Origin of the sequence: Gordonibacter sp. 28C (assembly GCF_003339845.1) — a bacterium.
Lineage (GTDB): Bacteria > Actinomycetota > Coriobacteriia > Coriobacteriales > Eggerthellaceae > Gordonibacter.
In genome coordinates, this window is the sequence record NZ_PPTR01000001.1 from 24,026 (window position 1) to 40,960 (window position 16,935).

Annotated in this window: 18 protein-coding genes and 1 tRNA gene; 8 read left to right on the plus strand and 11 right to left on the minus strand. The window is 62.8% G+C overall.

Annotated features, from left to right (window positions below):
- Positions 1-3: 3 nt before the first annotated feature.
- The 10 genes from C1878_RS16970 to C1878_RS00170 form a co-directional block, all read right to left on the minus strand.
- Positions 4-126, minus strand: coding sequence for a hypothetical protein (locus C1878_RS16970; RefSeq protein ID WP_255417901.1), 123 nt, complete (start codon positions 124-126; stop codon positions 4-6).
- A gap of 125 nt (positions 127-251) precedes the next feature.
- Positions 252-1,166 carry a DUF4405 domain-containing protein gene (locus C1878_RS00130; RefSeq protein WP_114599703.1) on the minus strand — a complete coding sequence of 305 codons (915 nt, stop codon included), beginning with the start codon at positions 1,164-1,166 and terminating at the stop codon, positions 252-254.
- Complete coding sequence (locus C1878_RS00135) at positions 1,163-2,683, minus strand: flavodoxin (RefSeq protein ID WP_369833481.1); 1,521 nt, start codon at positions 2,681-2,683, stop codon at positions 1,163-1,165. Before C1878_RS00135 ends, C1878_RS00130 begins: the two co-directional genes overlap by 4 nt.
- The gene (locus C1878_RS00140; RefSeq protein WP_158539630.1) at positions 2,656-3,339 is read right to left on the minus strand and encodes a flavodoxin; all 684 of its coding nucleotides are present in this window, start codon (positions 3,337-3,339) and stop codon (positions 2,656-2,658) included. The genes C1878_RS00135 and C1878_RS00140 overlap by 28 nt, the downstream gene beginning before the upstream one ends.
- A 61-nt stretch (positions 3,340-3,400) precedes the next feature.
- Complete coding sequence (locus C1878_RS00145; protein WP_114599706.1) at positions 3,401-3,886, minus strand: flavodoxin; 486 nt, start codon at positions 3,884-3,886, stop codon at positions 3,401-3,403.
- Between the two features lie 172 nt (positions 3,887-4,058).
- The gene (locus tag C1878_RS00150; RefSeq protein ID WP_114599707.1) at positions 4,059-5,216 is read right to left on the minus strand and encodes an MFS transporter; all 1,158 of its coding nucleotides are present in this window, start codon (positions 5,214-5,216) and stop codon (positions 4,059-4,061) included.
- A 32-nt stretch (positions 5,217-5,248) separates the two neighbouring features.
- Positions 5,249-6,295, minus strand: a complete 1,047-nt coding sequence (locus C1878_RS00155) for a DUF362 domain-containing protein (RefSeq protein ID WP_114599708.1) — start codon at positions 6,293-6,295, stop codon at positions 5,249-5,251.
- 34 nt (positions 6,296-6,329) lie between these two features.
- On the minus strand, positions 6,330-7,448 hold the full coding sequence (locus C1878_RS00160) for a flavodoxin (RefSeq protein WP_114599709.1): 1,119 nt from the start codon (positions 7,446-7,448) through the stop codon (positions 6,330-6,332).
- A gap of 55 nt (positions 7,449-7,503) precedes the next feature.
- Positions 7,504-8,913 (minus strand): flavodoxin, encoded by a 1,410-nt coding sequence (locus C1878_RS00165; protein WP_158539631.1) that lies wholly within the window; start codon positions 8,911-8,913, stop codon positions 7,504-7,506.
- Positions 8,914-8,990: 77 nt separating this feature from the next.
- Positions 8,991-9,953: an aldo/keto reductase gene (locus C1878_RS00170; protein ID WP_114600087.1), complete on the minus strand. Its 963-nt coding sequence runs from the start codon at positions 9,951-9,953 to the stop codon at positions 8,991-8,993.
- 190 nt (positions 9,954-10,143) lie between these two features.
- On the opposite strand from C1878_RS00170, the gene C1878_RS00175 reads away from it, so the two are divergent.
- The 7 genes from C1878_RS00175 to C1878_RS00205 all read left to right on the plus strand — a co-directional run bounded on the left by C1878_RS00175 (position 10,144) and on the right by C1878_RS00205 (position 14,720).
- Positions 10,144-10,596, plus strand: coding sequence for a MerR family transcriptional regulator (locus C1878_RS00175; protein ID WP_114599711.1), 453 nt, complete (start codon positions 10,144-10,146; stop codon positions 10,594-10,596).
- 546 nt (positions 10,597-11,142) lie between these two features.
- The gene (locus C1878_RS00180; protein WP_114599712.1) at positions 11,143-11,448 is read left to right on the plus strand and encodes a helix-turn-helix domain-containing protein; all 306 of its coding nucleotides are present in this window, start codon (positions 11,143-11,145) and stop codon (positions 11,446-11,448) included.
- Complete coding sequence (locus tag C1878_RS00185; RefSeq protein WP_114599713.1) at positions 11,417-12,796, plus strand: site-specific integrase; 1,380 nt, start codon at positions 11,417-11,419, stop codon at positions 12,794-12,796. The genes C1878_RS00180 and C1878_RS00185 overlap by 32 nt, the downstream gene beginning before the upstream one ends.
- Before the next feature lie 69 nt (positions 12,797-12,865).
- A tRNA-Gly gene (locus C1878_RS00190) sits at positions 12,866-12,940 on the plus strand.
- A gap of 294 nt (positions 12,941-13,234) precedes the next feature.
- Positions 13,235-13,930 (plus strand): HAD family hydrolase, encoded by a 696-nt coding sequence (locus C1878_RS00195; protein WP_114599714.1) that lies wholly within the window; start codon positions 13,235-13,237, stop codon positions 13,928-13,930.
- A 6-nt stretch (positions 13,931-13,936) separates the two neighbouring features.
- Positions 13,937-14,161, plus strand: a complete 225-nt coding sequence (locus C1878_RS16410; RefSeq protein WP_147272875.1) for a ParB/RepB/Spo0J family partition protein — start codon at positions 13,937-13,939, stop codon at positions 14,159-14,161.
- Between the two features lie 94 nt (positions 14,162-14,255).
- Positions 14,256-14,720: a VanZ family protein gene (locus C1878_RS00205; RefSeq protein WP_114599716.1), complete on the plus strand. Its 465-nt coding sequence runs from the start codon at positions 14,256-14,258 to the stop codon at positions 14,718-14,720.
- Here the strand turns inward: C1878_RS00205 and C1878_RS00210 are convergent, their stop codons facing one another.
- Positions 14,721-15,038 carry a helix-turn-helix domain-containing protein gene (locus C1878_RS00210; protein ID WP_241963542.1) on the minus strand — a complete coding sequence of 106 codons (318 nt, stop codon included), beginning with the start codon at positions 15,036-15,038 and terminating at the stop codon, positions 14,721-14,723.
- Positions 15,039-15,681: 643 nt separating this feature from the next.
- On the opposite strand from C1878_RS00210, the gene C1878_RS00215 reads away from it, so the two are divergent.
- Complete coding sequence (locus C1878_RS00215; protein WP_241963543.1) at positions 15,682-16,923, plus strand: LCP family protein; 1,242 nt, start codon at positions 15,682-15,684, stop codon at positions 16,921-16,923.
- Positions 16,924-16,935 lie beyond the last annotated feature (12 nt).

Here is a 16,935-nt window from a genome sequence, read left to right on the forward strand (position 1 = left end):
CCGTCACTTGCCTCCGTGTAGCTGCATGGCCAATACGGCTTTCACTCCTACCAAGGTGCAGGCGGCCACGGCCACGGTGCCCGCCGCTGCCGCGCCGACGAGTTTTGCCACGGGTGCGAACGCCATGCTCGATCCCTCTGTCGTGCCCGCCGTCTTTTTCGGCGAAGGTGCGGATTCCTCTCTGTTGATCAAACTGTCTATTCCGCGCCCCAGGGAGCCCGCGCTTGCATTGCTGTTGTCTTCGTATGGCATCATAGATCCTTTCTCCTTGGTTGCTGTTCTTTCGAATAGGACCTCTCCGGTTTGCCTGCGTTTGCTCTCGTACTGGGAGCGTATGGGTTTTTTGGGCGCCGGGTTGGAAAGCCGCCTCGCTTGCATTCACCAGAAACATGCTTTTCGTCGTCTTCGCAGTTGGATTGCGTGTGTTTCCGGGCGATTGTGCGCAACAGCGTCGCGGCTCCGTGCGCAAGCGCTGCCAACAGGAACCCCGTCGAAGCGTATCGTGCGGCTGTCAAGAGGGGCGGTACCGTAGGGTCAACGAATACGAATTGGCTCCGCATCAGCAGGTACGTTGCCAGATCGAGCTGAACGAACGACCATGCTCCGGCACAGGCGACGACGACAGCGGCTGCCCGCACAATCCACGTTATTGCGCCGCTGCGCCGTCTAAACGCGAGGGAGGCGCCAGAGAAGTGCAACCCTGCATGAACCGATGCCAAGGCGAACGCCCAGTACGAGCCCGCCATGTGCACGATACGCGCCCACCATGCGCCGTCGAAAGCAGGAAGCCAGCCCAGTGCGTATTTCGAAAGCACCAGGCACGAGGCGGCCTGCCCGATCATGCAGAGCGCGAGGCACAGGTTCACGATTGTCGTCAGCATGCGCACGGCGTTGTAACGGCCCTTGAAAAGGTGCGCCCACCAACGCCGGTTCAGCGCCTGATGGACGACGAACAGTGCAAAGGCCGCCATTCCAAGCCATTCGTGGGCGAATTCCTCCACAGTTGCCGTGGCCATGAGCGCCACGAACACGCCCGCCAGTCCAAGATCGACCGCGACTTTCAGCACCCGACGAGCCTCGCTGCGTCCGCACCTGCGTTTGTCGGGCATGGAAAAGCGCTTCGGGGCGGTTCGGATGGCCGCCTGAGGTTTTCTGGAGCCCGTCATGCAAGCCCGTTTCGTTCGAGCCAGGCGGAAACGTCGGACGCCAAGCTCGAGCCGCCCGAATAGTGCACCGACAAGCCTTCGCCGAGCGAGGCGCGCTGGGCCAGCTTGGAGATCGCCGATACGCTTTGACCGAACCGACCGCCGCCATGGCTGCAAAACGGCACGATGGCTTTTCCCGAAAAGTCGTAGCTTTCCAAAAAGGATGCGATGGGCATGGGAATAGATGCCCACCAGTTGGGATATCCAAGAAGGACGGCGCTGTAGCGGCCCATATCGTCGATGCGCGAAGCCAGCGCGGGGCGTGCCTGGGAATTTTGGTCGCGCTGCGCCTCTTCGAGAACCGTGTTGTAGTCCGACGAGTACGGATGCTCGCATTCCAGCTCCACGGCGTCGAAGCCCGTCTGACGTACGATCTCCTGCGCGATACCGCGCGTGTTGCCGCCCCAAGAGAAGAAGACAACCAGCGCTTCGCCGCCGAACGTTTGCGCAGTCGTTTCCGCTGATCCTATCGCACCCGCCCGCGCCCGCGCGCTGCGGGCAACGCGGAAGCCGACGCTAGGGCTTGCGCCGTCGGCGGGCAGGGCGGCTCGATAGGCGCTGCGCAGGCTCTTGGCGAAATCGTTCCACCCGCCTCCGCGGTTCACGCGCAAAGCGCCCGACGGGGCACCCGTGGGGTCGATCTGCGGTTCTGCGTCATAGGAGCCGTATCGGTCCCATACCCATTCGGCCACGTTGCCGTGCATGTCGTAGAGCCCCCAGGCGTTCGGAGCAAAGCTCCCCGGCTCGATAGGCGTCTGGCGATACACGCCCGGGTGCGTATCCAGGTTTCCTTGCGAAAAGTAATTCTCCTCGATACCGTAGGGATAGGTGCCGTAGTAGTTCGCTTCGCTGTCGGCGCTGATAGACGTTTGCGTGTTGAAGGGGGTGGCCGTGCCGGCGCGGCAGGCGTACTCCCATTCGGCCTCCGTAGGCAGGCGGTAGCCGTCGGCCGACAGGTCCCATGTCACGGACGCCCCGTCGATGACGTATGCGGGGGAGAGGTTCGCTTCTTCAGAAAGCGCGTTGCAATACGAAACCGCATCATGCCAAGTCACGTTTTCAACGGGCAGGTTCGACCCGACGAAGGCGCTCGGATTCGATCCCATGAGTCTTTCGTAGTCCGATTGCGTTGTCTCGTAGGGAGCCATGAAGAAATCCGATATCGTCGCTTCGTGGACGGTCTCGTCCTCGCCGCGCCAATTCTCGCTTTCCGGACTGCCCATAGCGAACGTTCCTCCAGGGATGGAGACGAACCCGTCTTGCACATCGAATGCCGCTGTGTCGTTCATCGCACCGCCTTCATCTTCCAGGGCTTCGTCGCGGTTTTCCGTCGTCGCTGACCGCGGAATCCACGGAGAGCAGCCTATAAGACCGAATCCGCCCGCAATTGCCGCACTGCCGAGGATGGCTCCCGCCTTCAAGAAAGCTCTTCTGGGGATGGCCGTCTCGCTCACCGCAGCCCCAAATCGCCGAGCCATGCGTCTACGCGATCGAGCTGGGAGGAAACGGTGTCGCCGTCGAGCGTGATGTTTCCGGAGATCGTCACGTTCGGGCACAGCGCCTCGATGTCGGGAACCGTGCCGGCTATGCTGCTTCCGCCGCTCGTGCCGAACACCACCACGTTCTTGCCCGCGAGATCGTGCTCAGTTACGAACGTCTTGATGATCTGGGGCACGTGGTACCACCACACGGGAAATCCCAGGTAGACGGTGCCGTAATCGTCCCAGTTCTCAACCGATGCCGCCAACGCAGGGCGATAGTCGTCGTCCTGCTCCCGCTGGGCGACGTCGAGCACCGCGTTGTAATCGCTCGTGTAAGGTTCTGCGGGCTCGATTCGGAAAAGATCGCTTTCCACCAGTTCGTGGATGCGCTCGGCGACCTGCAGCGTGTGCCCCGACCACGAGAAGACGGCGACAAGCGTTTTGGGGGAGGCGGGGGCATTTGCTTCGGGGGATGTCGCTGCAGTCGAATCTCCCGATTGATCGGATGCGGCGTTCGGGGTGCCGCCGCGCGGTTCTGTGCTTTCGGCCGAGCAGCCGGCAATCGCCCCGCCTGCGAGCAGCGTCGCTCCTGCCGTTGCGGCGAGCCTGAGGAAGCGGCGGCGGTCGAGGCTCGTGACTGTTTGTTCTTGCATGGTGTGTCTCCTATTCATGTGTCCTTCGTTTCGGTGCCTCCGGGTGGGCGGGCGCCTGCTCCTACAGGCCGAGCCCGTCCGCCCACGAGCGCAGCGCCTTGTCCGACTGGCGTCCGTTGAGCATTTTGCCCGGACGCCAGTCGGTCTGCGCCGAGCAGCGCTTTTTCAGGATCGCTTCGGTGCCGCCCATGTCGCTGCCGCCCGATGTGGCGAAGGGCACGACGGTCTTGCCGGAGAAGTCATAGCTTTCCAAGAACGTTTCGATGATGCGCGGGGCAACGTACCACCAGATGGGAAAGCCCACGAAGACAACCTCGTAGTCGTCCATTCCGGCCACCTTGCTTTTGATTTCAGGGCGGGCCGCCGCGTCGTTCATCTCCATCGAGCTGCGGCTTGAGCGATCGTTCCAGTTCAGATCGGCCGTCGAGTAGAGCCGTTCGGGCACGATCTCGTGCAGATCGGCGCCGACGGCTTCGGCAAGCGCCTTGGCCGCCCGCGCCGTCGTTCCGCTTGCCGAAAAGTATGCCACCAGTGTCTTCTTTCGCATGATGTTCCTTTCTTTGTTCGGTTGGCGTATCTTTCTATCCATCGGCTATGTGCTCGCCGTGGGCAGCGCCAGCAGGGGATGGCCGTCAATGCCCTCGTCGTACCCAACGCCGTGCCGTCGTGCCTACCGCCATGGCGAATATGCCGATGAACGCTCCGAGCGTGGGTGCCTGCTAGCCTCGGTTCCGCACGAGCCGCGAGCGGACGACGAGGCTTGCCGCGGACAGCACGACGAACGCGACGGAGGCGCCGACGGTGGCCTGCGGGCCGAAGGCCGCGAGGGCCGCGCCGCCCACCGCGGTTCCCAGGGTGATGCCGATGTTGCCGAACGAGATGAACAGCCCGTTGGCGAAGTCGGGCGCGTCGGGCATGGACGTGGAGGTCGCGAACTGCTGGACGTTGTTGCCGAAGCCGTACGCCAGCCCCCACACGACGACGGCGGCGACGGCGAGCGGGAAGACATCGGCTCCGAAGTACAGAAGCAGGTAGACGGCCAGCACGGCGACGGGGAAGGCGAGCAGCGTCGCCCGCGCCGCCTTCGAGAGCAGCCGCCCGGCCAGGTAGTTGCCCAGCAGGCTCGCCACGCCGAATCCCAGCAGGAGGGCCGACTGCGCGTTCCCCTCTATGCCCATCACGTCGCCCAGGTACTCGGCGACGTAGGCGTACGTCGCGAAGATGGCCGCCTGGATGAAGGCGGTCGCGGCAAGCGACGCCACCGCGAGGGGGCTCTTGACCGACGACACCTGCTGCGCGTAGCTCATCTTCTGGGCGACGGGCATGGAGGGGACGAGCAGAAGCGTGCCGATGAACGTGACGACGTTGATGAGCGCGAACGCGATCATGACCGCTTGCACGGAGAGCGCGTTGGCCAGAAGGCTCGACAACGGCACGCCCACCACCATTCCCAGCGACACGCCCATCATCACCTTCGAAGTGGCCTTGGGCGCCTCGCTTTCCGACACCGACGCCGCGGCCAGCGCGAACGCGGCGGAGCAGTACACCGGGTGGAGGAAGGCCGGCAGAACGCGGGCAGCGAGCGCCACCTCGAAGGTGGGAGCGAACGCGAACACGACGTTGCCGAGGGCGAACGCGCCCAGCACGACGAGCATCATCGTCTTACGGTTCACGCGCGAGAGCGCCGCGGGCAGCGTGGCTCCCGAGACGGCGACCGCGAGCGCGAACAGGCTCACGAGCAGGCCGGCCTGCGCGAGGTCGATGCCGAACCGGGCGGCGATCTGGGGCAGGATGCCGATGATTCCCGTCTCGGTGCAGAGGATGCCGAACGTTCCTAAGAATAGAATGGGAACCAGGTAGTTCTTGTTGGATTTCATGTTGCTGCTTTCCTTTGCCGTGTTCTTTTCAGCTAGTCTATGTCGATGAGGGTGTACGCTTGCGATCCAACGCCTATCGCTTCGGCATGGTCGAGCGCGTATGAGGCATGGCGCGATTCCATGCGCTCGACAAGCGCCTGGCCGTCTTCGGCCGCGTACACGAGATCGGTGCAGGCCCGGTCGAGGGCCACAGGATCGAGGGAAGCGAGGATGCCCACATCGGCCATGGCCGGTTCGGGAGGATACGACTGGCAGTCGCATCCGACCGAGAGCCGGTTCATGACGTTGACGTAGACGATGCGCCCCTCGAAGTAGTCGGCGACGGACAATGCCGATTCCGCCAGCGCCTCGAGAAAGCTGTCCTGCGGCGTTTCGTCGAGCAGCCGGTCGCTGTCGCTGACCCCGGCGCTGTGGATGAGGCACTTGCCGGCTGCCGACGCGATCCCCACCGACATGTTCTTGAGCGCCCCTCCGAAGCCGTCCATGTGATGTCCCTTGAAATGCGACAAGACCATCATCGAGCGGTAGTTCGCCAAGTTCGCGCCCACCAGGTTCTCTTGGAGGCGCACGCCGTTGCGGACGGGCAGGCTCAAAGAGCCGTTTGCGTCCATGATGTCGACGTCGGCGAACGAGGTGAACCCGTGGTCGGCCGCAAGCTGAAGGTGGCTTTCCGTATCGCCGCGCGGCCCGGCGTAGGCGGTGTTGCATTCGGTGATGACGCCGTCGAGGGACTGCACGAAGCTTCCGATAAGCTCGGCGCGCAGGTAGTTGCTGCCCGCCTCGCCGGTGGACACCTTGACGGCCACGGGGCCCTCCAAGCTCGTTTCCAGCGCGCCGAAGGCTCGCGACAGCCCGTCGGGATCGATGCTCCGAGTCAGATAGACCCTGGGCGGCTCTTGTGCGGCTTGCTCGTCCAGAACCGCTTCGTCCTGCTCCGCAGCGTCGGGCGGATTCGGTTCGGAAGGCGCGTCTTCCGAACCATCGAGCTCGTCATCCGTCGTCGAGCAGCCAGCGAGGGTCGCAATGCCCGCTGCAGCCGCCCCCAGGATAAACGTTCGGCGATCGATGAGATTGTCCATGGTGAACCTCGTTTCTTCGCGGTCGGTCGTCGTTTTAGTTTTGGAAGCTTGCTTCAACGCGGCTGCCCATCGCATCGAACGCCGCGAGGTCGGAGGTGACGCGTCCGATGGGGATCACTCCCATGGTGAGGTCGGGGTTGCTCGACTGCGAGAAGAAGAAGGCGACCGTGTTGTTCGTGGGACAGTAGGTGATCGCCCCGTCCTCGAACGAGAGGTCCCCCGTCTCGTCAGTTTCTATCGAGCCCTCGATGCTCCCGTAGTACTCGCGGTCGCCGTAGCGGACCATCGAGATCGTGCAGGGCATCATGGCTTGGAACGCGCGGGCCTCGGGAGTGTCGAACAGCACGCCCTCGATCGCCGTGCCGCCGATGTCGATGGAGACCGGTGTTTCCCCGGCTTGCTGCGAGGGGCTCTCTTCCACGTGCGGTGCGCCGATGCTTTCGAGCCAGGCTACCACGTCGGTCTGCGAGCTTTGCACTTCCGCAGCGGGCACGGCCAGCCCTTCGAGTACCGTCGAAGCGGGGCACAACTCTCCGACGCGTGCAAAGCTCGATCCTTGGCCGTAGCCGTCGTGCGTGCAGAAGGGCACCACGGTCTTGCCCGACAGATCGTTCTCTGCCAGGAACGAGGCAGCGGCGTTGGGCGCGGTGGAGCTCCAGATGGGGAAGCCCAGGAACACCACGTCGTACTGGTCCAGGTTGTCCACCGTATTCTGCAGAGGGGGCAGGTAGGGCGCATCGCGCTCCTCGTGCGCCGCGTCCACCGTTTCGTCGAAGTCCTCGGGATAGAGCTCGGACGTGCGCATCTGGAACAGGTCGCCCCCGGTGTAGGCGGCTACCTGGTCAGCGACGTACTCGGTGGTGCCGGTGATCTCGTCGCCCTGCACCACGACGCTCGCCGATGTCATGGTGTCCACGTCGCCGGTTTGCACGCTGTTCTCCCACCTGCTGAAGTAGGCGACCAGCACTTTGCTGTCCGATGGTAGCTCGTCGGCTTTCCCGACCTGCTCGGCTTGCTCGGGTTCGGGAGCCTGCGTCGTCGGCTCGACAGCCGGGGCTCCGGTCTCCTCGCTTGCGCAGCCGGCAAGGGGCAGCGCGAGGCTGGCGGCGACGAGCAGGGGGAAGGGCTTGAAAGCGGTTGTCTTGCAGTTCATGTTTCTCCTCGTTTCGTTCGTAGGTGGTCGGTTGTCGGCGTTTCTTACGCCCTGTTCAGGAAATATCCAAGCTGGCGATCCAGCTGTCGACGGCTTCCTCGGACGACGACGCGGTCTCGCGGCTTATGCCCAAAGGGTCGAGCACTTGGGCGCCGGGCGCGGCTTCCCGAATCGCCTGCACGCTTCTTGCCAAGCCGCCCGTGCCGTGGACGCAGAAGGGGATCACGCTCTTGCCCGAGAAGTCGTGCTGCTCGAGAAACGAGAGCACGGCCATGGGGCAGGAGTACCACCAGTTGGGAAAGCCCAGGAAAACGACGTCGTATTCTTCCACGTCGATGTCGGTCCCCGTCAGTTCAGGCCGTGTTCCGGCATCGCTTTCCCGGATGGCGCGCTCCAGGCAGGCGTCGTAGTCGCTGGGGTAAGGCTCCTTTGCGACGATGGCGTAGAGGTCGCCGTTGGTCTCGTCCTGAACCTGCCGGGCGACGAGGCCGACGTTTCCGGGCGGCAACACGCTCGCTGTGGTCACGGCGTCGACGTCGAGAGCGCTTGGATCCTCGATGACGGCGTTGTCTGCCCAGGTGAAGTAAGCGACGAGGATGCGCGGCGCTTCGACGGCGACGGTTTGGGGGTCGGGTTGCGTCGTGTCCGAGCCAACGGGAGCGGAAGCGCTCGTCCATGTCGAGCTTTCCGACGACCACGTCGCCTGGCCCTCGCGCGCCGTCGCCAGTCTGCCTCCGACGATGAAGGCCGCAGAGAGGGCGATGAGCGCACCGGCGGCGGCAAGACGCGCTCCTGCGCCGAAGCGGCTCCGCTTGACGGCGATCCGCCGATCCGCTGCGGGCTGTTGCGATGGATCGGCGGCCGAGGGTCGAGGCGAGGCGAGCGCGCCCAGCGTGCATCCGAGGGCTGCGAAGAGCACCATCATCGAGGCGTAATCGAAGGCGAACAACGCAATCGGCGCATTGTAGTCCCAGAACGCGAACTGGCTGCGCAACGTCAGGTAGTCGACGATTCCGTGCTTTCCGAACGCGAAAGCGCCGTAAGCGGCGTCGATCGCGACCAGCGCGCATGCGGCGATGCGAACTGCCGGGCGGGTCTTACCCGATGCCGACGGCTTCCGGAGTCGCGCGATGTTCAGGCCGAGATGCAGCGAGAACAGCACGAACGCCGCATAGGTTCCCGCCAAGTGGATAAGCCGGATGGTCGACATGCCCGCGATCTCGGGCAGGGCGGCAAGCCCTATCGGCGACATGAGGATTCCGCTTGCCGGCACCGCGACCAGCGCGGCCAGCCCGAGGAAGACCGCCGCCGCCCGCACGATGCGCAGGACGAACCAGCGCCCCCGCGCAAGCTGCGCGAACCAAGACCGGTTGAGGACGATGTGGGCGATCGCAAGCGCCGCGAAGGCGATGCCGATCCAGAGATGCAGCGTGTCGCCCGTGAAGGGGTAGCACATTTGCGCCATAAGGGCGCTGGTCATAAGGACGTCGAGCGCGAAGCGCAGGCGACGGAGAGGGGCTGGGCGTGGCTTCGTCATCGCTTTTACCGGTAGTCGAAGCCGATGATGTCTTCGTCGGTGCGGTTGCCGTGGATCTCGATGCGGGAGAGTTCACCTTCGATGCGCGCGATGTCGTCGGAGGACAGCTTGACGTCGCAGGCGCCGAAGTTCTCGTCGAAGCGCGCGATGCTTCTCATGCCCGGGATGGGCACGATGAAGCCTTCCTTGCATAGCATCCAGGCCAGCGCGATCTGCGCGGGCGTCGCCTCGTGCTCGCCGGCGATGCGGTGGAGCAGGTCGAGCAGCGGCTGGTTGGCGCGGATGTTCTCCTTCTTGTAGCGCGTGATGGCCCGTCGCACGTCGTCCCCCACGAACACGTCGCGCTCGGTGTACTTGCCGCTCAGGAATCCTTCGCCGAGCGGCGAGAACGGCACGAAACCGATGCCCAGCTCCTTGCAGGCGGGGATGACGTCGCGCTCGAACATGCGCTCCATCATCGAGTACTCGCTCTGCACGGCGGTCAGCGGCGTGACGGCGTGCGCGCGACGCACTTCGTCCTCGCTGGATTGGGACTGCCCCCACCCCCGGATCTTTCCTTCGGCGATGAGCTCGCCCATGACCACGGCCACGTCTTCAGCTGGGACGGTCTTATTCATGCGGTGCTGGTAGTACACGTCGACGTAGTCGGTTTGCAGACGCTTGAGGGATGCGTCGAGGTGTTGGCGCACGGCCTTGCCCAGGTCGTCGGGGTTTTCTGGGATGTGCAGCTTCGTGGCCAGCACGATGTCGCCGCGGAAGGGCTTCACGGCTTCACCCACCAGCTCCTCGTTCGCTCCCTTCGCGTAGCCCTCGGCCGTATCGAAGAAGGTGCATCCCTTGTCGTGAGCCGCCCTGATCAGCTTGATCGCTTCGTCGTGCTCCGGCGCGGGGCCGTGGCCGTGGCTGAACCCCATGCATCCCAGCCCCATGGCCGATACTTCCAGCGTTCCGATCTTTCTTTTCTCCATGATCACTCCCATCCGTTGGCGTTGCCCAGGGTGCCCTTCGAAGGTTGCCTCCGTCGTGCCTCGCTGCTGCGGACTTTACGAATCCGATGCGACGCGGTACGATACGTCCGTAAGCTTATAGTTGGATGCTAAAACTTAAAGTTAACTTTAAGTCAAGGGGTGTTTTCAAAAAACCGCGAAAGGACTCGCCATGCTCTACACCATCGGGGATGCTGCGAAAAAGATGGGGCTCTCCGCATCGACGCTGCGTTACTACGATAAAGAAGGGCTGTTGCCCCATATGAACCGCAGCGGCAGCGGCATGCGCATGTTCGGGGAGGACGATCTCGAATGGATTCAATTCATCGAGCGCTTGAAGAAATCGGGGCTCACCATCAAGGAAATCAAGCAGTTCGTCGATTGGTACCTCGAAGGGGACGGCACCATCGAGCAGCGTCGGAGCATGTTCCACGCGCGCAAGCAGGCGCTTGAGGAGGAGATGGCGAAGTTGCAGCACACGCTCGACTTCATCACTTACAAGTGTTGGTTCTACGACAAGGCGCTCGAAGCGGGATCCACCGAGGTTCCCCATTCGATGGATCCCGCGGACATGCCACCCGATATCCGCGAAATTAAGGAGCGCTGCGGGGTCAACCGCTATTGATGGCACCGCTTGGTCGGGCTTCTGCTCTTACAGGCCGAACCGTCCACCCACGAGCGCAATGTTTTGTCCGACTGCAAAGAGCACGTACCATTGTTTTCGCTGTAAAACCCCTGCGCTCACGTTAGATACATTCCTTACTGCTTATTCGGCAGTTAGGTACGGCTTTGTTTGTTGGCAAAAATCAACCTGCGCTTACTCTGAGTGATTGCAGCAAGATCGATGTGGCCGCCTTGGCCATTTTGAGAATCTTTCTTCCTCTTTTGACACCATTTCAGCCATCTTCCGCGCAAAGGCTCTAGCGTTGCCTCTGCGGCGTCGTCCATGCTCTCGCGCTACAGGCGAAACATGCGTGTATGGCTCTGCAGCACTTTGACAACCGCATCGAGCGTATCGTCGTTCCATCAATCCCATATTCAGCTCGGTATGCCGTAGCGGCATCTTGGCGGCTTCGCGAACATGCGAGACGCTCTGTCGCATCATAGCGATCATCCCGGGCGAGGACCATCATTAGCGGCGCAAGCCGCCTTTTGAAGAAAGGGGGCAGCTATGGAAAACGAATCTGGCGACATCGGAATCGACGAGGCCAGGCTTCTGGCGGCGGATCCCGACGGGCTCTACCTGTTTATGTTGGAGGACTACCCCTACATGATGACGCCCGACCAGGTGGCGGCGTTCACCGGCGCGACGGGGCAGGAGATCCGCAAGCTGCTTGGTCGCGGGGAGCTGCAGGGGTGCCGGATCGGGGTGCGCTGGCTGGTGCCGAAGCTGGGCCTCCTCAACTACCTCTACCGAGGTCGCCCAAGCGAGGAAGGCTCCAGCCATGAAGAAGCTCAGATGCGACAAGCCCTATGACGTAGACGAGGCGCGCAAGAAGAAAGGGCTGCCGAGGCGGAGGCGCAAGGATTCCCGCGCGACGCAGTACGAGCTCACCATCCGCATCCCCGAGGAGTACCGCGCCTACTTCGACGGCAAGAGGAAGCTGGTCCGGAACGTCTTCGCCCTCAACAAGAGGGACGACCTGAAAACCCAGACGGAGGCGTTCGAAGACGAGAAGAACGCCGAGCTGGAGCGCAAGCTGGAAGAGCGCGGCTGGGTGAAGCAGGAGGAAAGCGGGCGAGAACCCGGCCTATGCACGACGCCTTTGGGCGACTACATCGAGCGCTACATCGCCATCCGCAGCAACGGCTCCGTCTCCGCCGGAACCATCAGGAACGAAACATCCCACGCGAAATACGTGAGCGCCACCATCGGGAGCATCCCCATAAGCGAGGTGACTTCCGAGGACATCGAGGAATGCCTCCTCAAGGTGCCCGAGCTGTCCGAGAAGTGGGCGCTCGAACGGCAGCGCGCGTGGGAGGAGAACCGCAAGACCGCTGAGTGGGCGAAGAAGCACGGCACCCTCGCCAAACCCTACAAACCCATCAAGGTGGCGGGGCCGGACAAGCAGGCGAAGATACTGAAGTTCCTGCGCGAGGTGATGAACTACGCCCTCGAAAAGGACGACATCGCGAAGAACGTCGCGAAGGCGAAGTTCCTCACCCGCGTGTTCAAGAAGAGCAGGCCGCTCATCGACCCCCTCATGGCGGACGAGGCGGCGCGGTTCCTGCACGAGACTGAGGCGCTTTCTCTCGGCTTCATGAAGCTCAGCCTGCTGCTGCTGCTCCTCAACACGGGGATGCGGCCGGAGGAGATGCTCGCGGTGCGCGCTGGCAACATCATCTTCGGGGAGAACGAGACGCTCATCAAGATCACGAGCGTGGTCAGCCGCGACGGGAAGAAGATCGTCGACTACCCCAAGTCCGACGCCTCCAGGCGCTCGATCCCCGTCGACGAGTACACGGCGCAGATCGCGAAGCTCTGGATCGAGCTGAAGTCGCAGGAGATGCGCGAGCTCGGATTCAAGCCCACCATGAGCATGCCGCTCTGCAGCCCGGGGATGAAAGCTTGGTCCTACCAGAACTGGCTGAGAAACTGGCAGCGGTTCGTAGCCAAGGCCGGGTTCGAGGGCATGAGGCCCTACGCCCTGCGCCACACCTTCGCCACCTTGAACCTCGCCAACGGCGAGAACATCAAGACGGTTTCGGTGCTGATGGGCCATGCGAGCTCCGCCTACACCCTGGACCTCTACGCCGGCTACGTGCCCAACACGGGGCTCGGCATCGGAACCAGGTACATGAACTTCCTGAGGCGGACTGCCTGATCCTTTCGATGGATTATTCGATAATTATCTTCAAAGAGAGGGGGATGTAAGGTTATAATCCGTTAGCATGCGGGTGTGGCCAAGTGGTAAGGCAAGAGCTTCCCAAGCTCTCATTCGCGGGTTCGAGTCCCGTCACCCGCTCCATAGATTTCAGTCGAAGGTCGCCGGTTTTGGCGGCCTTCGCTCTTACCGACCCCAAAACGGGAACATTTGAGAATCGCACGAGTTTTCCAGTACTTTGTCCAGTACTTTTGGTAGAATCGAATTCGGTAATAAAAGGATGCGAGGTCAGACAGGGAATTTGGGCAGAAGCGAACCAAGAAGGATAGAGGCTTCCCAAGCTTGTATTCGCGGGTTCGAGTCCCGTCACCCGCTCCATAGCAACCCACGATCCAAGCTTCGGCTTGGATTTTTCGTATCATGAGCCGAGGTAACGCCATGGAAACCGCAATCGCATCCTCAACGCACGCCGGGGCCGGTGCGCCGCCGCGCGTCGACACGTTCGTGTTCGATCTCGACGGCACGCTGCTGAACACGCTGCCCGACTTGGTGGCTCTCACGAACGCCGTGCTGCGCGAGTGCGGGTTTCCCGAGCGGACTACCGACGAGATACTCGGTTTCGTGGGCAACGGCGTGAAGGCGCTCATGTACCAAGCCGTTCCCGCAGATGCGGACGAGGCCGCCGTCGAGGCCGCCATGGGCCGCTGGAAGGAACTCTATCCTCAGTACGGGCACAAGCTGACGAAAGCCTACGCCGGCATTCCCGAGACCGTGGCCGAGCTCAAGCGCCGCGGCGCGAGGCTCGGCGTGCTTTCGAACAAGTTCGATGCAGGTGTGCAGGACGTCATCGGCACGTACCTGCCCGGGCTGTTCGCCGTCGCGCACGGGGAAAGCGCCGACATCCCGCGCAAACCCGACCCCGCCGGACTGCTGCGAACGATCGCCGAGTTGGAATCCGTGCCCGAGCGCACCGCCTATGTGGGCGACTCGACGGGCGACGTCGCCGTGGCCCGCAACGCCGGCACTTTGGCCGTGGCCGTGTCTTGGGGCTACCATGCCGCCGAGCGTTTGCGCGAGGCCTCGGCCGATCTCGTCATCGACGACCCTCGCATGCTCGTCGACTTGATGGGGTAGGCGGCCATGAGCCGAAGCGCCGCCCGGTCGTCGTACAGGACGCTGTCCCTGCCCCTCGATGCGATCGAGCCGCACCCCGACAACGACTACTCCATGGAAGAAGACGAGCTCGAAGAGCTCGTCGCATCCATAGCGAGCGACGGCTTGGCCAGCTTCGTCCCAAGACGCAGGACGGCGCCAGTCGCGCTTTGCACGCAGCCATCAAATGCGTCGAAGATGTACATGCCATGAACTGCGAAAACGTGCCGATACCCCAGGGCCTTGTGCACAAGCTGCGCAGCCTCGTCGACCAGTTGTAGAGAACCGCCGAGAAGGGATTGCCACCATGCCAAGGAAATCGACGGCCTTCGTCGTTGCGAGCTGGGCGCTCGTCGTGCTATGGGCCTGCTTCATATTCTTCATGTCGTCGAACACCGACACCGGCCTCGATCGCGACCTGGGTCCGCTTTCGTATCTGTTCCAAGAGCTGAAGGCCGTGCAAGCCCAATTGCTCGGGCCGGATGCGGACGCGGTGTCTTCCATCGCCCATTTTTGCGAGTATACGCTGTTCGGGGCTTTGCTGGCGAACGCGCTGCGGTGCCATATGCCGCTGCGGCGCGCCTGCCTCGTGGGCGTCGCATGCGCCAGCTTGTACGGCGCTACCGACGAGTTCCACCAGCTGTTCGTGCCGGGGCGCATGTGCGATCCCGTGGATTGGATCGTCGACACTGCAGGCGGGGGACTTGGCGCCGGATTGGCCTACCTGCTGTTCAAGCGCCGAGGTCGGGCCGTTCAGCAAGAGAGGGCGTGATCAGCCCAAGCGCGCATGGCGCGTCGAGGCATCGCTTTTCGTGGGGGCTTCGCTTTGGTCGGTCAGCAATTCCTGCGGCGTGGTGTCCAACGCGGCGGCAAGGCGGAGAATGACGGAAAGCCGCGGATCGGCGGTCCCGTTTTCGATGCGATTGAGAAAGGGCCGCCCCACGTTCACCATGAGGGCGAACTTCTGCTTGGTGATCTTGGCCTGCTTGCGCAAGCGCGTGACGTTGCGGCCCAGCACGATGGAATCCTCGTTTCCATAGTCTGGAGCCGCATGCGAAGCGCCTGTCGTCTGTCCGACTTTGTTCACCATGAACAAAAGCCTATCCGCTCTTGCGGCGAACGATGTAACCGCAAGAATACGTTTTGGCGAATTGCCGAGAAATGCTTGGCTGTGAATGGTTTGTCCCTATGCCATGCCATTTTTATGGCGGATTGACCATCGGTGATAGAATATACGGGTATGTTGTGCGGTTTGCGCATACCACCTCGGACGATGAAGCGAACGTCGCCCGGGTGGAATCGCGGCGGCGCGGATCGGCGCTCGTTTTTGACGCGAGCTTCGCCTGCGCGGCCGACGCCATCGGAATAATCGGCGGCGGCGCGCCCGCCGGCCCTGCGTTGCGCCTGCGCGCTGCAAGGCCGAGGCTGTTGAGGAGAAGTACATGGCGTCACGAAACTCTCGCACCAACCGACCGGTTGCGCGCTCGTCGCGCGCACCCCAGTCTGCGCGTGCCGTGCGCTCGGCGAAAGCCGCCCAATCGGGACGCATTGCCTCGAGGGGCGCCGCAGAGCAATTCTCCCGGGGAGGCCAGCAAGCCAGTCCTTCGGCGTACCGATCGGCATATACCCCCGGCAGCCAGGGGCGCAGCGCCAACACCGCCTACTCGCGGCAGTCGGCGGCAAGCCAGTATTCCCGCAACAATCCCCAGTATTCCCGCAACGCGGGCAAGCGCATGGGTCGCGGCAAGAAAATCGCCATCGGCGTGCTCGCCGCCGTTCTCGTGGCCGTCGTGGGCTGCGGCACGGCGTTCGCCCTGTACGTCAATTCCATCAACAGCGAGCTTTCCGGCAACAAAACGTCGGAGGAGATGCAGGCCATCCAAGACGTTCTCGCTCCGAAGAAGAGCTTCGACGAGCCGTTTTACATGCTGCTCGTGGGTTCCGACGCCCGTGCGGGCAGCGACGAAGACGGCGCCCGTTCCGACACGAACATCGTCGTGTACGTGGATCCCACGAAGAACCTGGCCGAACTCGTGTCCATCCCGCGCGATACCATGATCGAGATAGACGGTGTCGGCCGTGCGAAATTCAATGCGGCGTACAACTACGGCGGCGTTTCTTCCACTATCAGGGAAGCCAGCCAGCTTCTCGGTGTGGATATCTCGCATTACGCTGAAGTCAACTTCGAAAGCCTGATTCAGCTCGTTGACGTGGTTGGCGGCGTGGACGTGGAGGTCGACGAGCGCATCGACGACACGGACGCCGACAACACTACGGACAACCCATATGGCGAGCGCATCATCATCGAGGAAGGGCCGCAGCATTTAAATGGGGACCAGGCCCTCGTGTTCGCACGCAGCCGCGCTTACGCCGACGGCGACTTCACCCGCACGGCCAACCAGCGCAAGCTCATCATGGCCTTGGTCAACAAGGTTCTCGAAATGCCCGTCACCGAGCTTCCCGGCATTGTCCAGAGCGCGGCGAAGTGCGTGACGACGGATCTGTCGGTCACCGACATCGTCGCTTTGGCGGAGCAGTTCAAGGGCAAGGGCGATTTGACGGTGTACTCCGCCATGGCGCCCACCGTGTTCATGAACGAGCTGGTAGACGGCCAGTCTTACGTGCTGAACGATCCTACGGCCACGAAGCAGATGATGAAAGTGGTCGAAGAAGGCGGCGATCCCAGCAGCATCGTGGGCGTCACGGGGTCCGGTCCGGGTTATTCGTCCGGGTCGAGCACGTCGAGCTCGTACTCGTCGGGCTCCGGAGGCTCGGGGGGTTACGGATACAGCGCCGATTCGTACGGCAGCGGTTCCGGCTACGATTCGGGCTACGACCCCAACTACGACCCCAATTACGGATACAGCAGCGACTACCTCGATGACGGTGCCGGTTACGACAATGGAGGCGAAGACTACTCCGGCGGTGATTATTCCGGTTACCCGGATGCGCCTGCCGGCGGATACGCCGCCTAGCCTTCAACCCGA